This window comes from Aeromonas sp. R2-4 (genome assembly GCF_040908365.1).
In the GTDB taxonomy this organism is placed as follows: domain Bacteria; phylum Pseudomonadota; class Gammaproteobacteria; order Enterobacterales; family Aeromonadaceae; genus Aeromonas; species Aeromonas veronii.
Genome location: NZ_JBFODO010000023.1, coordinates 107,372 through 130,025, shown reverse-complemented (window position 1 = coordinate 130,025; position 22,654 = coordinate 107,372). Strand labels below are relative to the sequence as shown.

Annotated in this window: 21 protein-coding genes and 1 tRNA gene; 7 read left to right on the top strand and 15 right to left on the bottom strand. The window is 60.9% G+C overall.

What is annotated here, in order from left to right:
• Positions 1–10: 10 nt before the first annotated feature.
• From AB5Z05_RS12195 to pspA, 9 genes are all read right to left on the bottom strand, one after another.
• Positions 11–979, bottom strand: coding sequence for an ABC transporter permease (locus AB5Z05_RS12195; protein ID WP_368151658.1), 969 nt, complete (start codon positions 977–979; stop codon positions 11–13).
• On the bottom strand, positions 976–1,989 hold the full coding sequence (locus AB5Z05_RS12190) for an ABC transporter ATP-binding protein (protein ID WP_368151656.1): 1,014 nt from the start codon (positions 1,987–1,989) through the stop codon (positions 976–978). Before AB5Z05_RS12190 ends, AB5Z05_RS12195 begins: the two co-directional genes overlap by 4 nt.
• 144 nt (positions 1,990–2,133) lie before the next feature.
• A complete protein-coding gene (locus tag AB5Z05_RS12185; RefSeq protein WP_368151701.1) occupies positions 2,134–3,279 on the bottom strand; it encodes an ABC transporter substrate-binding protein in 1,146 nt (381 codons plus the stop codon).
• 197 nt (positions 3,280–3,476) lie between these two features.
• Positions 3,477–4,400, bottom strand: a complete 924-nt coding sequence (locus tag AB5Z05_RS12180; RefSeq protein WP_005346246.1) for a LysR family transcriptional regulator — start codon at positions 4,398–4,400, stop codon at positions 3,477–3,479.
• 190 nt (positions 4,401–4,590) lie between these two features.
• A complete protein-coding gene (locus tag AB5Z05_RS12175; RefSeq protein WP_043824835.1) occupies positions 4,591–5,622 on the bottom strand; it encodes a YcjF family protein in 1,032 nt (343 codons plus the stop codon).
• A 53-nt stretch (positions 5,623–5,675) separates the two neighbouring features.
• Complete coding sequence (locus AB5Z05_RS12170; protein WP_021231383.1) at positions 5,676–7,082, bottom strand: YcjX family protein; 1,407 nt, start codon at positions 7,080–7,082, stop codon at positions 5,676–5,678.
• A 102-nt stretch (positions 7,083–7,184) separates the two neighbouring features.
• Positions 7,185–7,589, bottom strand: a complete 405-nt coding sequence (gene pspC / locus AB5Z05_RS12165; RefSeq protein WP_005333670.1) for an envelope stress response membrane protein PspC — start codon at positions 7,587–7,589, stop codon at positions 7,185–7,187.
• Positions 7,586–7,822, bottom strand: a complete 237-nt coding sequence (gene pspB / locus AB5Z05_RS12160; RefSeq protein ID WP_005333672.1) for an envelope stress response membrane protein PspB — start codon at positions 7,820–7,822, stop codon at positions 7,586–7,588. The genes pspC and pspB overlap by 4 nt, the downstream gene beginning before the upstream one ends.
• A gap of 3 nt (positions 7,823–7,825) precedes the next feature.
• Positions 7,826–8,512 carry a phage shock protein PspA gene (gene pspA / locus AB5Z05_RS12155; protein WP_005361184.1) on the bottom strand — a complete coding sequence of 229 codons (687 nt, stop codon included), beginning with the start codon at positions 8,510–8,512 and terminating at the stop codon, positions 7,826–7,828.
• Between the two features lie 196 nt (positions 8,513–8,708).
• On the opposite strand from pspA, the gene pspF reads away from it, so the two are divergent.
• The 6 genes from pspF (at position 8,709) to AB5Z05_RS12125 (ending at position 15,150) form a co-directional block, all read left to right on the top strand.
• Positions 8,709–9,737, top strand: a complete 1,029-nt coding sequence (pspF, locus tag AB5Z05_RS12150; RefSeq protein WP_005333674.1) for a phage shock protein operon transcriptional activator — start codon at positions 8,709–8,711, stop codon at positions 9,735–9,737.
• A gap of 108 nt (positions 9,738–9,845) precedes the next feature.
• A complete protein-coding gene (sapA, locus tag AB5Z05_RS12145) occupies positions 9,846–11,441 on the top strand; it encodes an ABC transporter substrate-binding protein SapA (protein WP_041202111.1) in 1,596 nt (531 codons plus the stop codon).
• Positions 11,442–11,443: 2 nt separating this feature from the next.
• Positions 11,444–12,403 (top strand): ABC transporter permease subunit, encoded by a 960-nt coding sequence (locus AB5Z05_RS12140; protein WP_005333676.1) that lies wholly within the window; start codon positions 11,444–11,446, stop codon positions 12,401–12,403.
• Between the two features lie 35 nt (positions 12,404–12,438).
• Positions 12,439–13,332 carry an ABC transporter permease subunit gene (locus AB5Z05_RS12135; RefSeq protein WP_005333677.1) on the top strand — a complete coding sequence of 298 codons (894 nt, stop codon included), beginning with the start codon at positions 12,439–12,441 and terminating at the stop codon, positions 13,330–13,332.
• Positions 13,332–14,330, top strand: a complete 999-nt coding sequence (locus tag AB5Z05_RS12130; protein ID WP_005333679.1) for an oligopeptide/dipeptide ABC transporter ATP-binding protein — start codon at positions 13,332–13,334, stop codon at positions 14,328–14,330. Before AB5Z05_RS12135 ends, AB5Z05_RS12130 begins: the two co-directional genes overlap by 1 nt.
• Positions 14,331–14,364: 34 nt before the next feature.
• Entirely contained in the window at positions 14,365–15,150 is a 786-nt protein-coding gene (locus AB5Z05_RS12125) for an ATP-binding cassette domain-containing protein (protein ID WP_103251396.1), read from the top strand.
• Positions 15,151–15,255: 105 nt separating this feature from the next.
• On the opposite strand, the gene htpG is transcribed toward AB5Z05_RS12125, so the two are convergent.
• The 4 genes from htpG to AB5Z05_RS12105 all read right to left on the bottom strand — a co-directional run bounded on the left by htpG (position 15,256) and on the right by AB5Z05_RS12105 (position 18,811).
• Positions 15,256–17,169, bottom strand: a complete 1,914-nt coding sequence (htpG, locus tag AB5Z05_RS12120; protein WP_005352676.1) for a molecular chaperone HtpG — start codon at positions 17,167–17,169, stop codon at positions 15,256–15,258.
• Between the two features lie 176 nt (positions 17,170–17,345).
• Positions 17,346–17,948 carry a recombination mediator RecR gene (gene recR, locus AB5Z05_RS12115; protein WP_005352677.1) on the bottom strand — a complete coding sequence of 201 codons (603 nt, stop codon included), beginning with the start codon at positions 17,946–17,948 and terminating at the stop codon, positions 17,346–17,348.
• Positions 17,949–18,133: 185 nt separating this feature from the next.
• Positions 18,134–18,221, bottom strand: a tRNA-Ser gene (locus tag AB5Z05_RS12110).
• 134 nt (positions 18,222–18,355) lie between these two features.
• Complete coding sequence (locus tag AB5Z05_RS12105; protein ID WP_005337119.1) at positions 18,356–18,811, bottom strand: YbjN domain-containing protein; 456 nt, start codon at positions 18,809–18,811, stop codon at positions 18,356–18,358.
• A gap of 158 nt (positions 18,812–18,969) precedes the next feature.
• Here AB5Z05_RS12105 and AB5Z05_RS12100 point away from each other — a divergent pair, with 158 nt between their 5' ends.
• A complete protein-coding gene (locus AB5Z05_RS12100; protein ID WP_368151651.1) occupies positions 18,970–20,307 on the top strand; it encodes a flavohemoglobin expression-modulating QEGLA motif protein in 1,338 nt (445 codons plus the stop codon).
• A gap of 80 nt (positions 20,308–20,387) precedes the next feature.
• On the opposite strand, the gene AB5Z05_RS12095 is transcribed toward AB5Z05_RS12100, so the two are convergent.
• Positions 20,388–20,969, bottom strand: a complete 582-nt coding sequence (locus AB5Z05_RS12095; protein ID WP_005351181.1) for a thymidine kinase — start codon at positions 20,967–20,969, stop codon at positions 20,388–20,390.
• Between the two features lie 91 nt (positions 20,970–21,060).
• Entirely contained in the window at positions 21,061–22,641 is a 1,581-nt protein-coding gene (locus AB5Z05_RS12090) for a Na+/H+ antiporter NhaC family protein (RefSeq protein ID WP_368151648.1), read from the bottom strand.
• Between the last annotated feature and the right edge of the window lie 13 nt (positions 22,642–22,654).

The following is a 22,654-nucleotide window of genomic DNA, read 5'->3' as shown; positions in this document are numbered from 1 at the left end:
AGCGATAGGGTCAAAGCGCATCAAAGGCTCCTAACCGTTTCGCAATCGCCAGATAGATGGCGATGATAAGGATCGGCACCAGCGAGAAGGCGGCGGCAAAGGGCAAGTTGCCCGCCGTACCCTGCTGCATGTAGACCACCTGACCGATATACATGGTCGAGTTGCCGATGATGCCGGGGATGATGTAATCACCTAGGGTCAGCGAGAAGGTGAAAATGGAGCCCGCCACCACACCGGGCAACGCCAGCGGCAGGATCAGGTTGCGAAAGGTCTGGGCGGGTGTCGCCCCCAGATCGCTGCTCGCCTCCAGCAAAGAGCGCGGGATCCGCTCCACCGCCGCCTGGATGGGCAGGATCATGAAGGGCAGCCAGACATAGACAAACACGATAAAGGTGCCGAGCCGCGAGAAGGAGAGCGACGGGCCACCTATCACCGGCAAGGAGAGGATGGCATCGAGCAGCCACTCCAGCCCCATGCTGTCTGCCAGCCAGCTCACTACCCCCTCCTTGGCCAAGATCAGCTTCCAGGCGTAGACCCGCACCAGATAGCTGGACCAGAGCGGCAGCATGATGCCGACGTAGAATAGGGCCCGGGTCTTGCCGCTGGTGTAGCGCGCCATGTAGTAGGCGATCGGAAAACCGAGCAGGGCGCAGGCCAGGGTTACCAGCAACGACATGCCGACGGTGCGGCCGATCACATCCAGATTCTCCGGCCGCAGCAGGGCGACGAAGTTTTGCAGCCCCAGCTCGTGGCGCACCTGACCGCTGAACTCGTCCAGCCCGAACAGAGAGTTGGAGAGCAGCATCAGCAAGGAGCCGACATAGATGATGCCGAGCCACAGCAGCGGCGGCCCCAGCAGGATCGCCAGCAGCAGGCCGGGCCGACCATAGAGCAGGGTCGAGAGGCGCCGCAGCGGCCTGAAACGGGCAGGTTCGGGCTGATGGTTCATGGCAAGACTCGCACTGTGAGGGGCACTCATGGCTGCGCCCCCTGATGGGCGCAGCTCAGGCGATGGATAGCCTGCTCCGGCCAGCTGAGGCTGACCCTGCTGCCACGGGCCAGACGGGCCTGCCCCTCATTGGGGTGGTTGACGATGATCTCGAGCTGCTCCCCGAGATCAACCCGATAACGGACGAAGGGACCCAGATACTCCACCTCGCGGATCTCCCCCGACCAGCCCGGCGCGCCCGCCTCAGCGAGCCGGATCCGCTCCGGGCGCACCATCATCTGGCTGCCGTCGCCGCACAGCCGTCTGGCCTGCTCCCCTTCGAACAGATTGACGGTGCCAACGAAGCGGGCCACAAACGGCGTCGCCGGAGCATCGTAGATGGTATCTGGCGCAGCGATCTGCTCGATCTTGCCCTGGCTGAAGATGCAGATCCGGTCGCTCATGGAGAGCGCCTCCTGCTGATCGTGGGTGACGAAGATAAAGGTGATGCCCAGCTGGCGTTGCAACGCCTTGAGCTCAAGCTGCATCTGCTCGCGCAGTTTAAGATCGAGGGCCCCCAGCGGCTCATCCAGCAGCAGGATGCGTGGCTGGTTGATGAGGGCTCTGGCGATGGCGATGCGCTGGCGCTGGCCGCCGGAGAGCTGGCTCGGGCGGCGCTTGCCGACCCCGGGCAGTCGCACCAGCTCCAGCATCTCGTCCACCTTGCGGTAACGCTGTGCCTTGGCGACCCCCTTGAGCATCAGGCCATAGCCGATGTTGTCGCGCACATCCATGTTGGGAAACAGGGCATAGTCCTGAAACACGGTATTGAGGTTGCGATCGTAGGGGGGCACGGTGGAGCAGGGCTCGCCGAACAGGCGGATCTCCCCGTCGCTCGGGTACTCGAAGCCCGCGATCATCCGCAGGCAAGTGGTCTTGCCGGAACCGCTCGGCCCCAGCAGGGTAAAGAATTCCCCGGAGGGGATCTGGAAAGAGATGTCGTCGACCGCCTTCACCTCGCCATAGTGGCGACTGACCCGGTCAAATTGTACGGCGTTCATGGGGCGTCCTTGTCTGTGCTGGGATGGGCCGGACTCCTGTCCGGCCCGCTTGATTATCCGCTCTCGGCAGTCGTGCAGAGGAGGCGCAGCGCCCCTGCCGTTGGCAAGGTGGCAGCGGTTCAGACCACCTTGCTCACCCCCGCCTTAGCGGCCGCCCAGAATGGCGATATAGTCGGAAACCCAGCGGTAATAGGGCACGCAAGTTCCCTGGCTCTTGCACTGGGAGACCGGAGTGCGCCAGAAGCGAACCCGATCGAAGTTGTCGATACCGTTGGTTTTGCACCCGGTCGGGCCCAGCAGGGCATTGCCCTCACAGGCGGCGGGCACCACCGGCACGGAGCCGAACCAGGAGGCGAGATCCCCTTGCAGCTTGTTGCTCAGGGAGTGCTCCAGCCACTTGTAGGCACAGGTGAGGTTCTTCGCCTCGCTGTGTACCATGCTGGTGTCGGCCCAGCCGGTGACGCCCTCCTTGGGCACCGTCGTGGCGATGGGCTGCTTGTCGGCGATCAGGGTATTGGCCTGGAACGGCCAGGAGCCGGAGGCCACCACCCCCTCGTTCTTGAAGTCGTCGATCTGGACGAAGGCGTCGTGCCAGTAGCGTCCCACCAGCTGACGCTGCTGGCGCAAGAGGTCGAGGGCGGCCTTGTACTGATCCTCGTTCAGCTCGTAAGGATCCTTGATGCCCAGGGCAGGCTGATGGGTCATCAGATAGAGGGCGGCATCGGCGATGTGGATCGGGCCGTCAAAGGCCTGCACCCGCCCCTTGTTGGACTTGCCATCCGCCAGGGTCTGTTCCTCGAATACCACGTTCCAGGAGTCCGGTGCCTTGGGAAATACCTTGGTGTTGTACATCAGGATATTGCCGCCCCACTGGTAGGGCACGCCGTAGTGCTTGCCATCCACAGTGTGCCAGGGGGCATTTTGCAGCCGGGGATCAATCTTGCTGTAGCTCGGGATGAGCGCCAGATTGAGCGCCTGCACCTTGCCACCGGCAATCAGACGCAGACTGGCATCGCCGGAGGCGGTCACCAGATCGAAGCCCCCCTCGTTCATCAACGCCACCATCTCGTCCGAGGTGGCCGCCGTCTTGACGCTCACCTTGCAACCGGTCTCTTTCTCGAATCCGGTCACCCAGTCGTAGTTCTTGTCGGTCTCGCCACGCTCAACGTAGCCAGCCCAGGCCACGATATTGAGCTGGCCTTCACCCTTGCCGAGCTCGGTCGGGGCAGCCTGGGTCTGGCCTGCCAGCAGCGCCGGAACAAGAGCCAGCATCAGAGGGGTCAATTTCATCATGCACTCCTTGCATTGTGTTGACTTGCATCAGGTGAAGGAACGCCACCATAGGCGTTAACATCCTGTTAACCAGCAATGAGCTTAGGGGAGTGGCAATACGATGAATATTTCAATTTTTGGTGGCTCAGGTATCAGCTAAATCGATATCGAGTGCAGATGAATCTGATTTTTGGTGGCTACCCCGCAAGATATGGCTAGCGAGGGAGCGCCTGACGGGCCCGCAACCGGCTCTGATCCCGCGCAATATCGATAAATTCCCGCGCCGTCCAATCCAGCCGAGAACCACGGCGCCACACCAGCCCGATATCGATGGCGGGAATGGGCTCCTTGATGGGGCGCGCCTCGACCCGCTCCTGCTCCAGCGACCAGGGGCGATAGGCAAAATCGGGCAACAAGGCGACCCCGAGCTGGCTCGCCACCAGACTGCGCACTGCCTCCACCGACGCGGTGCGCAGCACGATACGGGGGGAGATGCCGTAGCGGCGCAGGCCGCCACCGATGATCTGATCGAGCTGATCGGCGGTCAGCGAGATCATCGGCTCCTCCCCCAGCGCGGTGAGCGAGAGGGTCGACTCGGCGCAGAGCGGGTGGTTGGCGGCCAGCCAGAGCCGCAGCGGCGAACGGGTCAGCAATTCGGTATCAAACGCCTCTTGCCGGATGGTGCGGTTGGTCATCAGGATCCCCACATCCACCTCGCCGTTGACGATCTGGTGCTCCAGAAAAGGCTGTTCATCCTCCTTCACCTCGATCTGTACCGCCGGAAAGGCACGGCGAAAGCGGCCAAGCGCCTCTGAGAGGTAGTAACCCGCCACCAAGGTGGTCACGCCGATGGTGAGTCGCCCCTGATCCTGCTGGGCCACCGCTTTGAGGGAGTGGCTCGCCTCGGTCATGGCGCCGAGAATGCGGCGGGCGTGGAGCAAAAACTGGTGGCCCTGGGTGGTGAGGGTGACGCCGCGCGGATTGCGCTCGAATAGCGGGGCGCCGAGCTCGGTCTCCAGCTCGCGAATGGCGCTGGTGACCGCCGACTGGGAGATATGCAGCTCGGCTGCGGCACGACTCACTGAGAAGCTGTCGGCCACGGCCACAAAATAACGGATCTGGCGAAAGGTAAAGTTCATCGGGCATCCTTGCCGATTGGTACTATTGGTGTGATTGATACGATTGACTGCCAGCTTAACCGTAAACGGGCGCCTCGCCAAAACCGGGCACTGCTGCCAACTCAATGATCTGCCGATTAAAACCATGCCCCTGCGGCTTGGCGAGCACGACAGGGGCATGGGTCATCGCAGCAAGGTGCAGACAGGGCTATCAGGATTTGTTGAGATACCCCGCCAGCTGGCCGATCAGCCGCTTGCGCAGCTCACCGAGTTTGGGCTTCTCGTCCGCACACCAGGGCAGCGGGCGGCACGCCTCTATGGTGCGCAGGCCAAGGCGAGCGGTGAGAAGCCCGGCCCCCACCCCTTGCGCCGCGCGAGCAGAGAGCTTGGCGGCAAACTCGGCGCCCAGCAAGTCCATCCCCACCTCGGTCACCAGCTCGGTGGCACCGGCGTAGAGCATGTTGCGAAACACCTGACGGATGAGGCGTATGCGGCTCCAGTAGCCGAGCTCGATGGCATAGACATCGGCGATATCCTCGATCATCCGCAGGTTGCGCCACAGCATCAGCATCATGTCGACGGTGGCGAGCGGGCTCAGCGCCACCAGCACGGCGGCCTCCCCCGACCACTTGGCTACCCGCGCCTGCGCCAGCTTGTCGCGCTCGCCGAGTACCAGCTGGCTGTAGAGGGTCAGCACCTCCCGATCGCTGTGGCTCTCATCGAGCTGGGCCAGCCAGGTTTGATACCCCTCGCGCCCCTTGTCGCCACTTTTGACCGCCAACCCTTCGCAAAAGGCCTGCCCCTGCCCGACTCCCTGATGAGCAAGCAGATCTTCTGCGCGCGAGCGTACATCCTGACGCCGCTTGAGGGTGCGCAGCCGCAGCCACTCGCGCCCCACCACGCTGGCGGTCCCCGCAGCCACCAGCGCCGAGGCCGCCAGCCAGGCGCTGCCCCAGAGCGGGGTGGTGAGGAATTGATCGTAAAGAAAGGCGCCATACTGGCCCAACGAGAGCAGACCGACCGCCCCCAGCCCCCACGCCAGTAGCCGATGGCGGCGGCGCGGTTTGATGACGAGGGCGCTCTCCACCTCGGTGAACTCGTCCAGCTCGTCGAGGCGCTCGAAACTCGCCTCCTCCAGCCGCTGGGCTGGTGCGGGCGGTCGCTCGTCACTGGCCACCGTCAAGGCTGGCTCAAGGATCACCTTGCCCTGCAGCGGTGGCCGCTCTTTTATCTGATCGTTCATCGCATTGTTCTCCTGTGCGCAGCCTTCGGCTCAGGTGCCAAGACCGCACACCGTTATTCGAGGTGATCCCCGAGCAGAAACTCCAGCGCTGCATCGAGCCGGATATGGGGCAGCGCCTGATGGGGGCTCATGGGCATGGGGCGAAACGCCTGAAAATCAAAACCCTGACTGTTCCACCACTGTGCGGGGGGAATATGGGGCGGCACCTCCCCAGGGAACAGCAGCAGCGGCTCACCGCTCAGGCTAGAGCCACGGATGGCGGGGAACTCGCGGCCATTGGCCACCCCCTTGCCAACTTCGGTCGCCTTGATGGCGGCGAGCGCCAGACACTCGGTGGTGATCCCCTCAAAACGGGCCTGCCCGCGGCCACTGCGCACCAGATGCTGGAGCAGGGAGACCATGGGCGCATGCTGTTCGGGGGTGACGTGATCGGCCTTGCTCGCCACAAACAGCAGCTTGTCGATACGGGGCGAGAAGAGTCGCCGCCACCAGTTGCTCTTGCCGTAGGCAAAGCTCTCCATGATGCGGGCGATGGCCTGCTGCATGTCGCCAAAGCTGGCCGCCCCGGCGTTGAGGGGCTGCAGGCAATCCACCAGCACGATCTGGCGATCAAAGCCGGCAAAGTGCTGCTCATAAAAACCCTGCACCAGATGCTGTTTGTACTGCTCGAAGCGCTGCTTGAGAGTGGCGTAAAGAGTGCCATCGGCGGGCTCTCTGTCAGGCATCTCCCACACCCAGGGGACAAACTGCAGCATGGGGGCACCGGCATACTCCCCCGGCAAGACGAAACGGCCGGGTTGAATAAGGTGCAATCCCAGCTCCTGTTTGCAGGCATGCAGATAGGCGGTGTAGCGCTCGGCAAGCTCAGCCACCGGCCGCTCTTCGAAGCGCTGATTGACCTGCCACCCGGGTGTCAGCCAGCTGGCGGCAAGTGCCTGCAGCTCTGGGCGACGAAGCTGCTCGCGCACCTGTTCGCTCCACTGCTCGTAGCTCATCTCAAGGAGCGGCAAGTCGAGCAGCCACTCCCCGGGGTAGTCCACCAGATCCACGTAGAGGGTGGAGATCTCCCCCAGATGCTTGCGCAGAGGGTGACGGGTACGATAGCGGATTTCGAGGCGCACTTCAGCCACGCCGCGGGTGGGCTCGGGCCAGGCAGGTGGATCGCCAAACAGGGAGTCGAGGCCACGCTCGTAGGCAAAGGTGGGGATGTGGGCATTGAGCTGCGGCACCCGGCGGGCGCCGAGGATGCGCCCTTGACGCAGGGCATCCCACAACGGCAAACGGCCATCGATGGCCGCGTGTTCCAGCTGGTTGACCAGCGCCGTGATAAAGGCGGTTTTGCCGCTGCGAGAGAGGCCGGTCACCGCCAGCCGGATATGGCGATCCCGCACCCGGTTCACCACGTCGTTCGCCTTGCTCTGCAGGCGAGTCAACTTCTGTTCCAGTTTATTGAGTATCAAGGCTTGACCCGTTCTCCCTTGGTGGTTGCATCTGGATAGCTGGTGTCGATGGTGGCGCATCACGGGAGGCGCCACCATCGACATTGAGTGCTTTGGCAAGCACTACAGCTTGCGAAATTCCCGCTGCAGGGTGAACTCCCTGGAGGTCACCAGCTTCTCGATCCGCTGAACTCTGGGCTCCAGCGCGTCAAGTTCCTGCGCGATACGGCCCAGCGCCTGATGAGGGGTGATCCCCGCCTGCCAGCTGCGCGCTTTCATCCGCACCTCGGCAAAGTCGGCATCCTCTTGCGAATAGAGGGTGACCGGCTTTTTGTCGAGCAAGAACCAGGCAGCGATATAGGCGGTGAAGGTAATGAAACCGGCGAAGATAAGGCCACTGATGGCGAGCAGCCGCACGATCCAGGTCTCCACCCCGAAATACTCAGCCAAACCGGCACAGATCCCGGCTATCTTGCCACGCTGGGGATCACGATAGAGGTTACGCCCTTCACGACTGACACTGCTCATACCTTGTTCCTCCAACCGGGTACTTCCGCATCCAGAATCGACTCCAGCGCGCCCACTCGCTCCTGCATCTTCTCGGTGCGAGCCAGCAGCCCTTGCAGCTGTTCCCGCTCGCTATCGGCAAGACCGGCGCCAATCCGCCCCTTGGCACGATAGTGCAGCACCAGCCAGATGGGGGCTACCACCACCATGAAGACCACCATGGGAACCATCAATACGCCCAGCAGATCTTCCATCTGTTACTCCCCCTGTTTGCCTTCGCTTTTGCTGTCGCCCTGGCCCAGCTTCTGGCGCATGGCTTCCAACTCGCGGCTTATCTGATCGTCCACTTCCAGCTCGGCAAACTGCTGCGCCAGCGCCTTGTCGGACTGACCCAGATCGGCGCGCGCTTCCATTTCGTCGATGCGACGCTCCATCCGCTCGAACTTGCTCACCACCGCCTGGCTCTCGCCACGGGCTACCTGGCTCTGCACATTGAGACGGCTGCTGGCCGCTTCGGTGCGAATGGCCATCGCCTTTTGACGGGCGCGGGCATCTTCCAGCTTGGCTTCGAGCTGGCGGATCTCTTCACCCAGCTTCTCGATGCCGCTGTCGACCGCCTGCTGCTCGCGGTAGAGGGTCTCTGACAACTCGGTCTGTTTCTTCTTCTCGATAAGGGCAGCGCGGGCCAGATCTTCACGTCCCTTGGTCAGGGCCAGCTCGGCCTTGGCTTGCCACTCGTCGACCCGCTCCTGATGACGGGCGACCTGACGGCCAATCTCTTTCTGGCTGGCGAGGAAGCGGGCCAGATTGGAACGTTCCTTGACCAGCTCGTCCTCCATCTCCTGGATGATCAGGCGCACCATCTTCTGGGGATCTTCTGCCTTGTCGAGCAGGGCCGTCAGGTTGGAATTGATGATGTCGGCCAGACGGGAAAAAATACTCATGATTGCACTCCTGTTATTGGCATGGCGTTGTTTCTCCATTGACAATGGCAACTTGTGTGCCAATCTGGAACAAAATTTAACTTGTTGATTTATATGGGGCAGAATAGCCGGATTGCAAGATGCCTCGCGCAAGTGATGATTAAAATCACCAACTTTTGGTAAGATTGACCAGCTTTTACAACTGACAGGGATCACTATGACCACGGCCACGGAAAGCCTGCTGGGGGAATCCAACGCATTTCTCGAGATCATTGAGCAGGCCTCACGGCTCGCCCCGCTGCGCAAACCCGTGCTGATCATCGGTGAGCGGGGGACGGGCAAGGAGCTGATCGCCCACCGCCTACATTATCTCTCGGCGCGCTGGGATCAAAGCTTTGTCACCATCAACTGCGCCACCCTGAGCGAGAGCCTGCTGGAAACCGAGCTGTTCGGTCACGAGGCGGGATCGTTTACCGGCGCAGCCAAGCGCCATCAGGGCCGCTTCGAGCGGGCCGATGGCGGCACCCTGTTCCTTGACGAGCTGGCCACCACCAGCGCCCGGGTGCAGGAGAAGTTGCTGCGGGTCATCGAGTATGGCGAGTTCGAGCGGGTGGGCGGGGCCAAGCCCCTCAAGGTGGATGTGCGGCTGGTCTGCGCCACCAACGAGGATCTCCCTGCGCTGGCCGACAAGGGGCAGTTTCGCCACGATCTGCTCGACCGACTCGCGTTTGATGTAATCACCCTCCCCCCCTTGCGGGAGCGGCGGGAAGATATCCTGATGCTGGCGGAACACTTCGCCCACAGCATGACGCGGGAGCTGGGCTATCCGCTGTTTGCCGGTTTCTCGCGTAAGGCAACCCAGCTGCTGCTGGATTACCACTGGCCGGGCAACGTACGGGAGCTGAAGAACGTGGTGGAGCGCAGTATCTATCGTCAGGGCAATCCCCAGTTGCCGCTCTCGACCCTGGTGCTCAACCCGTTTGATTCCCCCTGGCGACCACAGGTCACGCAACCTGCGCAAGAGGCCCGAAGCGAGGTACAATCTGCATCCCCCCTCGCCTTGCCGCTCGATCTCAAGCAGGCTGTGGCGGAGTACGAGATTAATTTACTCAAGCAAGCGATGCAGCAATCCCAGTATAATCAGCGCAAAGCCGCTCAACTGCTGGCCTTAAGCTATCACCAGTTCCGTGGCATGCTACGCAAATATCAGCTGCTGGATGGCGATAACGATGCAGAACAAGAGTGAAGGAGCGCGGTTGATGCCGACTCCAGCAACACGCCAGCCTTCGCGCTGGCACATTTGTATCAAAACGTGCGTACAAAACCCCTATAAGAACATGGTTCAACAATGAGAATGCTCACACCCTTGCTGCTGGGTCTGCTGGTGCTGGTCACCGGCTGCCAGAAGCAACCCGAGGCCTCCAAAACCGGACTCATCTATTGTGCTGAGGGATCCCCCCTCTCCTTCAATCCCCATGTTTCCAACTCCGGGGTGACACTGGATGCCAGTGCCCGTCCGCTCTACGACCGCCTGCTGGAGGTGAACCCCAACACCCTGGCGCTGGAGCCGGCGCTCGCCACCAACTGGCATGTCAGCGAGGATGGCCTCACCTATACCCTGACCCTGCGCAAGGGGGTGACGTTTCACCATACCCCCTGGTTCAAGCCCACCCGCACTTTCAATGCCGATGACGTGGTCTTTACCTATGCCCGCCAGCTTGACGAGCAGCACCCCTATCACAATGTGTCCGGCGGCGATTACCCCTACTTCTACAGCCTGGGGCAAGATCTGCTGATCAAGCGGGTGAGCAAAAAGGGGCCGCAGACGGTAGTGTTCGAGCTGAACCAGCCGAACGCCTCCTTCCTCGCCACTCTGGCCAGCGACTATGCGGTGATCCTCTCCGCCGAATACGCCGAGCAGATGTTGCAGGCGGGCACCCCAGCCCTGCTCGATAGCCGCCCTATCGGCACCGGGCCGTTCAGCTTCAAGGAGTATCGCCACAACGAGTTCATTCGCTATCTGCGCCACCCCGGCTATTGGGGCGGCGATGCCAAGATTGAACAGCTGGTCTACGACATTACCCCCAAATCCGCCAAACGGCTGGCCAAGCTGCTGACCGGCGAGTGCGACGTGATGAGCACCCCTTCCGCCAGCCAGCTCTCGGTGATCAAGCAAAATCCGGCGCTGAGCCTCTCGGTCCAGTCGGGGATGAACGTCGCCTTTTTGGCCCTCAATACCCGCAAGCCGCCATTCAACAACGTCAAGGTGCGGCAGGCCATTGCCAGCGCCATCAATATCGACAACCTGCTGCAAGCGGTCTATTTCGATACCGGCCTGCCCGCCAACAGCCTGCTGCCGACCCTCTCATGGGGGTACAACCCCAGCCTGCCCGAGCGCAAGCCCGACCTGAAACGGGCGCGCCAGCTGCTCAAGGAGGCGGGACTGGAGAAAGGGTTCGAGATGCAGGTACTGGTACAGCCGGACGCCCGCCCCTACAACCCGGATGCGGTCAAGACCGCCCAGCTGATCCGCAGCGATCTGGCCAAGGTCGGGATCAAGCTCAAGATCGTGCAACGGGAGTGGCCGGTGATTGAAGGCCGTCTCACCAAGGGGCAGTACGACAGCCTGCTCTCCGGCTGGATTGCCGACAACGCCGACCCGGACAACTTCTTCCGCCAGTTGCTGAGCTGCTCGGCAGTGGAGCGCGGCAACAACTACAGCCGCTGGTGCAGCCCGGCCTTCGATCAGTTGCTGGATGATGCGGTCACCACGCCCCAGCTCTCGTTCCGGCTGCGCAACTACTACTATGCCCAGACCCTGCTTAACGAACAGCTGCCGCTGATCCCGCTGGCGCACGCCTTGCGTACCCAGGTCAGCCGCAGCGACATCGAGGGGCTGACGCTGATGCCCTTTGGCGGCACCTCCTTCAACCAGGCTCACAGGGAGTAAGCATGCTTCTATACACCTTGCGCCGCATCAACCTGCTGCTTATCACCCTGCTGGCGCTGACCTTTGTCGCCTATCTGCTGGACTATCGGCTGATCGGTCATCAGCTCAGCTTCTGGAGCGGCTATCCCGATTTCCTGCGCCGCATTTTCGCAGGTGACCTGGGGCTCTCCAGCGTCTCCGGGCTGCCGGTGCTGGACGAGATCCGCCACTACTTCCCGGCAACCCTGATCCTCTGTCTGGCGGCGTTCGCCATCTCACTGCTGGTGGGGATCCCTCTAGGAACCCTGGCGGCCCTGTCACAGGGCAAGACGCTGGATCTCTCCATCATGACTGCCGGTCTTATCGGCTATGCGGTGCCGGTGTTCTGGCTGGCGCTGCTGGTGGTGATGCTCTTTTCGCTGGATCTCGGCTGGCTGCCGGCGTCGGGCCAGATCAGCCTGCTCTACGACGTGCCCCCCATTACCGGCATCGCGGTGATCGATGTGCTGCTCAGCAACGAGCCCTGGCGGCAAGCGGCGCTGCACGATGCCCTGCGCCACCTCATTCTCCCGTCACTGGTGCTGGCGGTAGTGCCTACCACCGAAGTGATCCGCCATGTACGCAGCTCGCTCATCGACGTGATGAAGCAGAACTACATCAAGGCGGCAGCGAGCCGGGGCCTTTCCAAGGCGCAGATCGTCTGGCGCCATGGTCTCAAGAACGCCTTGCCGCCGGTACTGCCGCTGCTGGGTCTGCAACTGGGTAGCGTGCTCACCTCCGCCATGATCACCGAGGTGGTGTTCGAGTGGCACGGGATCGGCCGCTGGCTCATCAGCAGCATCGCCCTGCAGGATTACGCCGCCATTCGCGGCGCGACCCTGGTGGTGGCCAGTTTCGTGATCCTGACCAGCGTCAGCACCGAGTTGCTGACCACCCTTATCTATCCGGCACGGCGCAAAGAGTTGTATGCCAAACAAGATTGAACGCGCTCATGGCGTGACCAGGAGCCAGGTATCCTATGCAAGATAAATCGAACATCTATCCCGAGCTCAAGATCCTCTCGCCCCTTGAGCAGACGTGGGCCTCCTACAGCCGCAATCCTCTGGCGATGGCGGGGCTATGGTGCTTTTTGCTGTTGCTGCTCATCACGCTGGTGGGGCCGCTGGTCGTCCCCTACGGCATCGATGAACAGCACACCGACAAGCTGCTGCTCGCCCCCTCCTGGGCGGCAACCGGCAACATCGACTACTTCCTCGGCACCGACGATCTGGGGCGCGACATGCTCTCCCGGCTGGTGGTGGGGGCGCGCCTCACCTTCGGCTATGCGCTGGTCGTGGTGGTGATCGCCATGGTGGTGGGCTCCGCCATCGGTATCCTCGGCGGGATGAGCAAGGGGCTTAAATCGAGCGTGCTGCACCACCTGCTCGATACCCTGCTCTCCATCCCCTCCCTGCTGATGGCCATCATCATGGTCGCCATCATGGGGCCGGGTTTTGGCAATACCCTGATTGCCATTACGCTCGCCTTGATCCCGCCCTTTATCCGGGCCACCTATAACGCAGTGCATGCCGAGATGCAGAAGGAGTACATCACCGCCAGCCGCCTCGATGGCTCGCCCCCCTTCCGGATCATGCGTCTGGCTATTTTGCCCAACATTGTCGAAACCCTGGTGGCTCAGACCACCCGCACCTTGTCGGCGGCCATTCTCGATATCTCGGCAGTCGGTTTTCTTGGCCTCGGCGCCCAGTCTCCCCAACCGGAGTGGGGCACCATGCTGGCCGATTCGAGCGACCTTATCTATCTCGCCCCATGGACCGTCACCCTGCCCGGCATCGCCATCCTGTTCAGCGTGCTGGTGACCAATTTAGTTGGTGAAGGCATTCGCGAAGCACTTAAAGAGGGGAACGACTGATGCCGCTGCTCGACATTCGCAATCTCACCATCGAGATCGACACCCCGCAAGGCAAGGTCAAGGCGGTGGACAAGGTGAGCCTGACCCTGACCGAGGGGGAGATCCGCGGTCTGGTGGGTGAATCCGGCTCCGGCAAGAGTCTGATCGCCAAGGTGATCGTCGGCATCGAGAAGGACAACTGGACGGTACGTGCCGACCGGATGCGCTTCAACGACATGGATCTGCTGACCATGGCTCCCAAGGAGCGCCGTCGCATCATGGGCCGCGAGATCGCCATGATCTTCCAGGACCCCATCAGCTGTCTCGACCCCTCCGAGGAGATCGGCACCCAGTTGGAAGAGGCGATCCCGACCGATTCGTTCGAGGGACAATTCTGGCAGCGCTTCCAGTGGCGCAAGAAGAAGGCCATCGCCCTGCTGCACCGGGTAGGCGTCAAGGATCACCGCAAGGTGATGCGCGCCTATCCCCACGAGCTGTCGGATGGCATGTGCCAGAAGGTGATGATCGCCATGGCCATTGCCAACCAGCCGCGTCTGCTGGTAGCCGACGAGCCCACCAGCGCCATGGAGTCCACCACCCACTCCCAGATCCTGCGACTGCTGGACAAGATGAACAAGCTGGGCAATACCACCATCCTGATCATCAGTAACGATATCGCCGCCATCGCCAACCTGACCGATACCATCAACGTGATGTACTGCGGCCAGATGGTGGAAGTGGGCACACGGGAGCAGATCCTCGAGACCCCGCATCACCCCTATACCGATGCCCTGCTCAAATCGATCCCCGACTTTGACAAGCTGGTGCGCCACAAGTCGCGCCTCGAGACCCTGCCCGGGGTCATCCCGCCACTGCAACACCTGCCCATCGGCTGCCGTCTGGGGCCGCGCTGCCCCTATGCCCAGAAGCAGTGCGTGCAAACTCCGTTGATGAACAAGATCAAGGGCCATCAGTTCAGCTGTCACTTCCCGCTGAACATGGAGGAGCCGAAAAAATGATGACCGTTAATGCCCCCATGAAGGAGCCCCGCTTGTGATCGAGCCGTCCCTGTTGCAGGTCAGAGGCCTTAGCAAAACCTACCAGAACCGTACCGGTCTGTTCCGTCGTCAGGCGGTGGAGGCGATCAAGCCCCTCTCGTTCGACCTCGAAGTGGGCCAGACCCTCGCCATCGTCGGCGAGGCAGGCTCCGGCAAGAGCACCCTCGCCCGCATTCTGGCTGGCATGATCGAACCCACCAGCGGCGACATCGCCATCAACGGCCAGCTGATGGTGCATGGCGATTACCAGACTCGCTGCAAACTGCTGCGGATGATTTTTCAGGATCCCAACACCTCGCTGAACCGCAAGATCCGGGTCGGCCAGATCCTGGAAACCCCGCTGCGTCTCAACACCGAGATGACTGAAGAGGAGCGCCGCGAGAAGGTGGTGCAGACCCTGCGTATGGTGGGGATGCTGCCGGATCACGCCCTGTTCTATCCGCAGATGCTCTCCTCCGGTCAGCAGCAGCGGGTGGCGCTGGCGCGGGCGCTGATCCTCAACCCCAAGATAGTGGTGGCCGATGAGGCGCTCTCCACTCTGGATATCTCGGTACGATCCCAGATCATCAATCTGCTGCTGGAGATGCAGGAGACCATGGGGCTGAGTTATGTGCTGGTAGCCAACGACCTGGGGATCGTCAGCCATATCAGTGACGAGGTGCTGGTGATGCACGAAGGTCGAGTGGTGGAGCGCGGCAAGACCCTCAAAGTGTTTGCCGATCCCCAACATGAGGTGACTCGCCGTCTCATCCAGAACTACAACAACGAATACCGCAAATAGAGAGGCGCTGGCCGCCTCCCTTGCCGCTGTGTTTCGCCGAACTCACTCGGCGGGATCAAAAAAGCCCACTGCATGCAGTGGGCTTTCTGTTACCGGCGTTGCTGCTTAGGCTTGCAGCAGCAGACGGTTGATGCGGGAGACGAAGCTCGCCGGATCGTTCAGCCCGCCCTGCTCGGCCAGCTGGGCCTGTTCGTGCAGCAGGGTGACCCACTCACCGAACAGTGCCTCGTCTTCAATGGTGTCAAGTTTCTTCACCAGCGCATGGTCAGGGTTGAGCTCCAGAATGTACTTCTGCTCCGGTACCGGCTGGCCGGCCGCGCGCATCAGCTTGATCATCTGGGTGCTCATACCGTAGGCGTCGGTGACGATGCAGGAGGGGGAGTCGGTCAGACGGTGGGTGACACGCACCTCTTTCACTGCATCGCCCAGGCTCTTCTTGACCCGCTCCACCAGACCGGCGTTGGCCTTTTCTGCCTCTTCCTGGGCCTGCTTGGAGGCTTCGTCTTCCAGATCGCCGAGATCCAGTTCGCCACGGGTGACGGAGATAAGCTGCTTGCCGTCGAACTCGGTCAGGTGGCTCATCAGCCACTCATCCACACGCTCCCACATCAGCAGCACTTCGACACCCTTCTTGCGGAAGATCTCGAGGTGCGGGCTGTTCTTGGCTGCAGCATAGGAGTCAGCAGTGATGTAGTAGATCTTCTGCTGACCTTCCTTCATGCGGCCAACGTAATCCTCAAGAGAAACGGTCTGGGCTTCGCCCTCGCCCGCGGTGCTGGCAAAGCGCAGGAGCTTGGCGATCTCTTCGCGGTTGGCGTAATCCTCGGCCGGGCCCTCTTTGAGCACGTTACCGAACTCTTTCCAGAACTTGGCGTACTTCTCGGCATCGTCTTTCGCCAGCTTGGAGAGCATGGTCAGAACCCGCTTGGAGCAAGCCTTGCGCAGGGAGGCGGTCACCTTGTTGTCCTGCAGGATCTCGCGGCTAACGTTGAGAGGCAAATCGTTGGAGTCCAGCACCCCTTTGACGAAACGCAGGTAGGTCGGCATAAACTGCTCGGCGTCGTCCATGATGAAGACGCGCTGTACGTAGAGCTTCAGGCCGTGCTTCTGCTCGCGGTTGTAGAGGTCGAACGGTGCGCGGGCCGGTACGTAGAGCAGGCTGGTGTACTCTTGCGCCCCTTCCACCCGGTTGTGACCCCACAGCAGCGGATCTTCAAAGTCGTGGGCGACGTGCTTGTAGAACTCCTGATACTCCTCGTCCTTGATATCTTTCGGGTTGCGGGTCCACAGTGCCGTGGCGCGGTTGACCTGCTCCCACTCGCCCGGGGTGCCGACGATGGTCTCACCATCCTCTTCCCGATCCGGGGTGCCTTCTTTGTACATCTCTACCGGCACGCTGATGTGATCGGAATATTTGCCCACCACGGAGCGCAAGCGCCAGTCGTCGAGGAACTCGTCCTCTTCGGCACGCAGGTGCAGGATGACATCGGTTCCGCGACCCTCTTTGGTCACGTCAGCCACAGTGAAGGAGCCTTCCCCTTCCGATTCCCACTGTACGCCCTGCTCCGGAGCAGTACCGGCGGCACGGGAGACCACGGTCACCTTGTCGGCCACGATAAAGGCGGAGTAGAAACCGACCCCGAACTGGCCGATCAGCTGAGAATCCTTACCCTGATCGCCGGAGAGGTTTTTGAAGAATTCTGCGGTGCCGGACTTGGCGATGGTACCCAGGTGCTCGATCACCTGATCACGGGTCATACCGATCCCGTTATCGGAGATGGTCAGGGTACGCTTCTCTTTGTCCACCACCAGACGCACACGCAACTGGCCGTCGTTTTCGAACAAAGAGGCATCGGAAAGCGCCTTGAAGCGCAGCTTGTCCGCCGCATCGGATGCGTTGGAGATCAGCTCGCGCAGGAATACTTCTTTGTTGGAGTAGAGGCTGTGAGCCATCAGGCTCAGCAGTTGTTTGACTTCAGTCTGAAAGCCGTGGGTTTCGGCATGAACACTTTGGGTCATGGACCAATCCTCAGAAACATCGGGTTGAACATATGCCCAACCTAGATGGGGACGGCCAATCAAATATCAAGGGGCGAGTATGCAATCCCGCTCACTCGCCCCTTTAAATCCGCTCAAACGGCTATTTCTTACCCAGCTCGACCGCTATTAATGCGGGGAAACTGGCTTTCGCCTTGCTATTTCAAGCGTTGGCGCCCCATTAGGGAGTGGGAGAGCGTGGTGCCATCCACCAGCTCCAGCTCGCCCCCTACCGGCACGCCATGGGCGATGCGGCTCACCTCTACCCCGGCGGTGCGGGCCATATCAGCGATATACCAGGCGGTGGCATCCCCTTCAATGGTAGGGTTGGTGGCGAGGATCAGTTCGCTGATGTGCTCTTCCTTTAGACGGCGCTCCAGAATATCGAGCCCCAGCTCCTCCGGGCCGATACCGTCCAGCGGCGACAGATGGCCCATCAGCACAAAGTAGCGACCGGAAAACTGGCCGGTCTGCTCGATGGCGGCCACGTCCGCCGGACTCTCCACCACGCAGAGCAGGCCATTCTCTTCCCGCTTGGGATTGGCGCAGATATCGCAGCGGTCGTTCTCGGTAAAGGTGCGGCAGTGGCTGCAATGACCGATCTCGGTCAGGGCGCGAGAGAGCAACTGGGCCAGACGCAAACCGCCGCTGCGCTCACGCTCGAGCAGGGTAAAGGCCATCCGCTGGGCAGACTTGGGCCCCACCCCAGGCAATACCTGCAGGGCTTTCATCATCTCATCGAGCAGGGGACTGAACTTCATAACACTCCTTACACAGGCCTGCCCCTCGCCACCACCAGGGCCACGACGGGTCAGCAAAACAGGATAACGCCATTGGCGCAGGACTATACCCGAGCCCGCCGCCCATCGCCATCGGCTTGCCCACAGAGCCCGCTAAAAACGCGGATAGCAAAAAGCCCCGATGTTTCCATCAGGGCTTTGCAATGTGGCGGTGAGGGAGGGATTCGAACCCTCGATACGTTGCCGTATACACACTTTCCAGGCGTGCTCCTTCAGCCACTCGGACACCTCACCAAATTTTAGTCTGTGGTTTAACGTGTTCAGCCAACACGGTGTTCGCTGCGCTGTTGCGCTGGAACGGGGCGTAATTTAGGGGAAAGCCCCGCCCGCGTCAACGGCTTTTTTCACCTGGCGAACCGTTCGAACACTTAATGCACAGATTCCGGTGCAACCTGGATTTCCGGCAGGTTGAGGAAGCCGGAACGTTCGCATTCGGCAACCAGTTCGTGGGTAGCGGCGATGGTGCTTTGCACGAACAGCAGGAACTGCTCGACGCTGAGTCCGGCCTTGGTAAAGACGGTGTGGCCGACAACCAGCCGCGGCAGGTTGTCATCGATGATATCGAGGAACACCTTGAGGGAGGGGTACTGCATATTGAGTCGGCCCAGTTCGGCAACCAGCGGCAGCATTGCGGAGGGGCGCACTTCCAGCTCGGAGGAGAACAGCAGGCCTTCCTCTTCCACGAAGATCCGGCTCTCCTGAATACCATCGACCGACTGCAAAGAAACAATGTGGATACCGTGACACTGGTCGCAGACATAGTGCTCGATACGAGCCTGTTGCAACCAACGCATTATCATTTCGGAGCTGGGGATATTCATCATTTCCACGACAAGATTGGGATCAAGGGGCGCAGTCTAAACCAATTTGCTATCAACAAAAAGCACGCCAACCCGATAACCCTGCGGCTCGCTTCTTTTTGGCAAGCGCTATGCATATACTCAGCCAAATCCACGATGACGCTTGCCCCACAGGGGGCCCCATGACAATCCAAGAAAAGTATCGCCTTCATCTGAAATCACTCTCGGATGAGCTGCTCACCCTGCAAAAACCCATCCGCATTCTGGATGCCATCAAATGGCCACGCCATCTACAGGATCGCTTTCTGGCAAGCGGTGGCAGGGAGCTGCCCGCTATCGACAGGCACTTCTATGATGCCCTCCCCCTCGGCTTCGATCCGCGCAACAAGTATCTGGAGCTCAAGGAGCTGCGGGACAGGATCCGCAGAAAGTTGGGGCTACAGGACGATCTTGGCCGGATCCTGCAAGAGACGGTCGATCAGTACATGGTGGTGATCGAGATGCTGCGCCAGCGCGGCCAACCCGATTTTCAGCGTTACAGCCAGCTGCTTTATGGCTCTGCCAGCGATCACCTGCGTGGGGATCGCAAGACCCTCAAGGAGCTGGGCGCCCGCCTGTGCGATATATTCTCCCTGCCCGGCGCGCGCCATCTGGTGCGCCCCTACCCCAAGGAGTTCGAAGGAGAAGCCGCGGTCGCCAAACTGCAGGGCAAGCTGTCGAGCTACTTCAGTGACGGCACTGTGCAGGTGAAGCTGAGCGATGGCATCGTCTCCGATGCCGCTGCCGGTGGCGACTACATCAAGCTCAACTCCCACGCCCGTTTTTCCGAGCTGGACTTGCAAGTGCTGGAGGTACACGAGGGGTGGGTCCATGTCGGCACCACCCTCAACGGTCGCCAGCAGCCTTATGCCACCTGGCTGAGCGCCGGTTCACCGCGGATCACCGCCTGTCAGGAGGGGCTGGCCGTCCTGATAGAGACCCTCACCTTCAGCTCCTTTCCGGATCGGGCCAAGCGTATCTCCGATCGGGTGATGGCCATCGACATGGCCGAGCGCGGCGCCGATTTTATCGAGGTGTTTCAGCACTTCGTGCTGCAGGGCACCAGCGAGCACGACGCCTACAAGATCACCCAGCGGGTCTTTCGTGGCGGCATGGTGGGCGGCGGTGCCTGCTTTACCAAGGATCTCTCCTACGTGCGTGGCTATGTGGAGACGGTCAACTTTATCCGCAGCGCCGTGCTGGAAGGGGTGCCCGAGATCCTGCCGATGCTGTTTGTCGGCAAGGTGACACTGGATGACATTCCGGTGCTCTATCAGCACTATCTGGAGGGGCTGATCGCCGCTCCCCGCTATTTGCCGCCGATGTTTCGCGATCTCACCGGCCTCTATGTCTGGTTCGGTTTTGCCTCCGGCATGTCACTGGTCGATATAGGCCGGGTACAGCACCATTTTCGCCAGCTGTTTCAACGCCTGCCGGTGGCCGACCCCATCATTGCGCCGGTGGATATCGAGATCGACTGAACCACAGCGATCGAAGTTGGGGAAAATAAAAAGGGCGCCAGATTGGCGCCCTGCTCGACGATTCAAATATCGCAGCCGAATTACTTGTAAGCCCGACCTTCGAGATAGTGTTTGCGACAGAGCGACACATAGCGATCGTTGCCGCCGATCTCCACCTGTTCGCCATCACGCATCACCTGCCCCGCTTCGTTGACCCGGGAGTTCATGTGAGCCTTGTTGCCACACCAGCAGATGCTCTTCAGCTCTTCAAACTTGTCGGCCAGACAGAGCAGATGGTAGGAGCCCGGGAACAGCTCGCCGCGAAAATCGGTCTTGAGGCCATAGGCCATCACCGGAATATCCTGCTCATCGACGATGCGGGCCAACTGGTAGACCTGCTCACGGGTCAGGAACTGGGCCTCGTCCACGATGAAAACATCGATATGTTTCTTCGCATGGCGCGCTTTCACCATTTCAAACAGATCGCAGCTGTCGCTGAACACGTCCACCTTCAGTTCAAGGCCAACCCGGGCACTGATCACCCCGACCCCGAAACGGTCATCGATGGCTGGCGTCATCGCCAGAGGATGCATGCCCCGCTCCAGATAGTTGAAGTGCGCCTGAATGAGCTGGGTGGATTTGCCTGAATTCATGGTGGCAAATTTGTAGTGCAGTGAAGCCATGATACTGTTCCGAAACTGAATTTATGGGGCGCATGCTAACCAAAGCCCCTGACAAAACCAAGGGGCCCGCGGGCCCCTTGCTCTATAAATGTTACGCGGTGGCCAGCTCTGGCCGCGCTTTGGCCTTTTTCAGGTGATAGCCGGTAAAGAGCACGAACCAGAGGGCACTGACACTGAAACCGGCCAGGCTGGAGTGCATCAAACCCATCGCCAGGTAACCGATGGCCGCGCCGAAGGCGATGGCCAGCGCATAAGGCAGCTGGGTCATCACGTGATCGATGTGATGGCAACCAGCACCGGTAGCAGAGAGGATGCTGGTGCTGGAGATGGGCGAGCTGTGATCCCCGAACACCGAGCCAGCCAGTACCGCGGCCAGCATCGGCAGCATCAGGCTGATGTCGCTGGCGGCGGCCATGTCACCGGCCAGCGGCAGCATGATGCCGAAGGTACCCCAACTGGTGCCGGTGGCAAACGCCATGGCACAGGAGAGGATAAAGACCACCGCAGGCAGCACTTCGATCGGCAGGTTGCCGTTAGCCAGCGAAGCTAGGTACTTGCCGGTCTCCACGTCGCGCACCACGGCACCTATGGTCCAGGCGAACAGCAGGATGTTGATGGCCGGCAGCATGGCCATGACACCTTGCGGCGCGGCCTTGATCCAGTTCTTGGCACCCAGCTTCAGACGCATCGCCAGACCGATGGAAACCACCAGACTGCACAGGGCACCGTATACCAGCGAAGAGCCGACATTGGTGTTTTCGAACGAGCCGAGCACGCTGAACGGCAGACCTTTCTCGCTCAGCACCGCCGCACCGGAATCGATCATGAAATAGATGGTGGCAGCGGTCAGGGTCAGGATCGGCAGGACCATGTCGATCATGCCGCCGTTGCTCTCTTCCGGGCTCTCCATATCCAGACCAATGGGGCGGCCCTTGGACTCATCCCACAACTTGCCTTCCAGCGCCCACGCTTCGTGTTGACGCATCGGGCCGATATCGAGTTGGAATGCAATCACCACCAGCACCATGATCAGGGTGAAGACGGCGTAGAGGTTCATCGGGATCATCTCGACAAACGCCGCGATGGGGCTCTGCTCGGTCAGACCGTGGGCCGCCATGATGCCGCCAACCAGGGCGATGATATAAGCCCCCCAGGAGGAGATGGGCATCAGCACGCAGACCGGCGCCGCGGTGGAGTCCAGCAGATAGGCCAATTTGGCACGGGAGATCTGGAAGCGGTCGGTCACCGGACGGCAGATGGCCCCCACCGACAGGCTGTGGAAGAAGTCATCGATAAAGAAGGCAAACACCATCATGCCAGTCAGGGCTTTGGCGCCCTTGCGGGTCTTGGCACGACGCTCGGCCCACTCGGCAAAGGCACGGGTCGCCCCGGAGACGCTCATCAGGCTGATGAGGCCACCCAGCAGCAGCATAAACAGGATCATGTTGACATTGTCACGATTGAGCGCGCCATCGACCCAGAAGATCTTGAGCACGGTATTCAACATGTAATGCAGGGATTCGAGGGGCGAAAACTGATTGAGCAGCAAACTGCCGGTGACGATGCCCACACCAAGGGACAGCAGCACGCGGCGGGTCATGATCGCCAGCGCGACAGCCAACAGGGGGGGAAGAACGGACCAACCGGAGTCGGCGAAATGACTAATGTCCATGATCTCTTTGCAC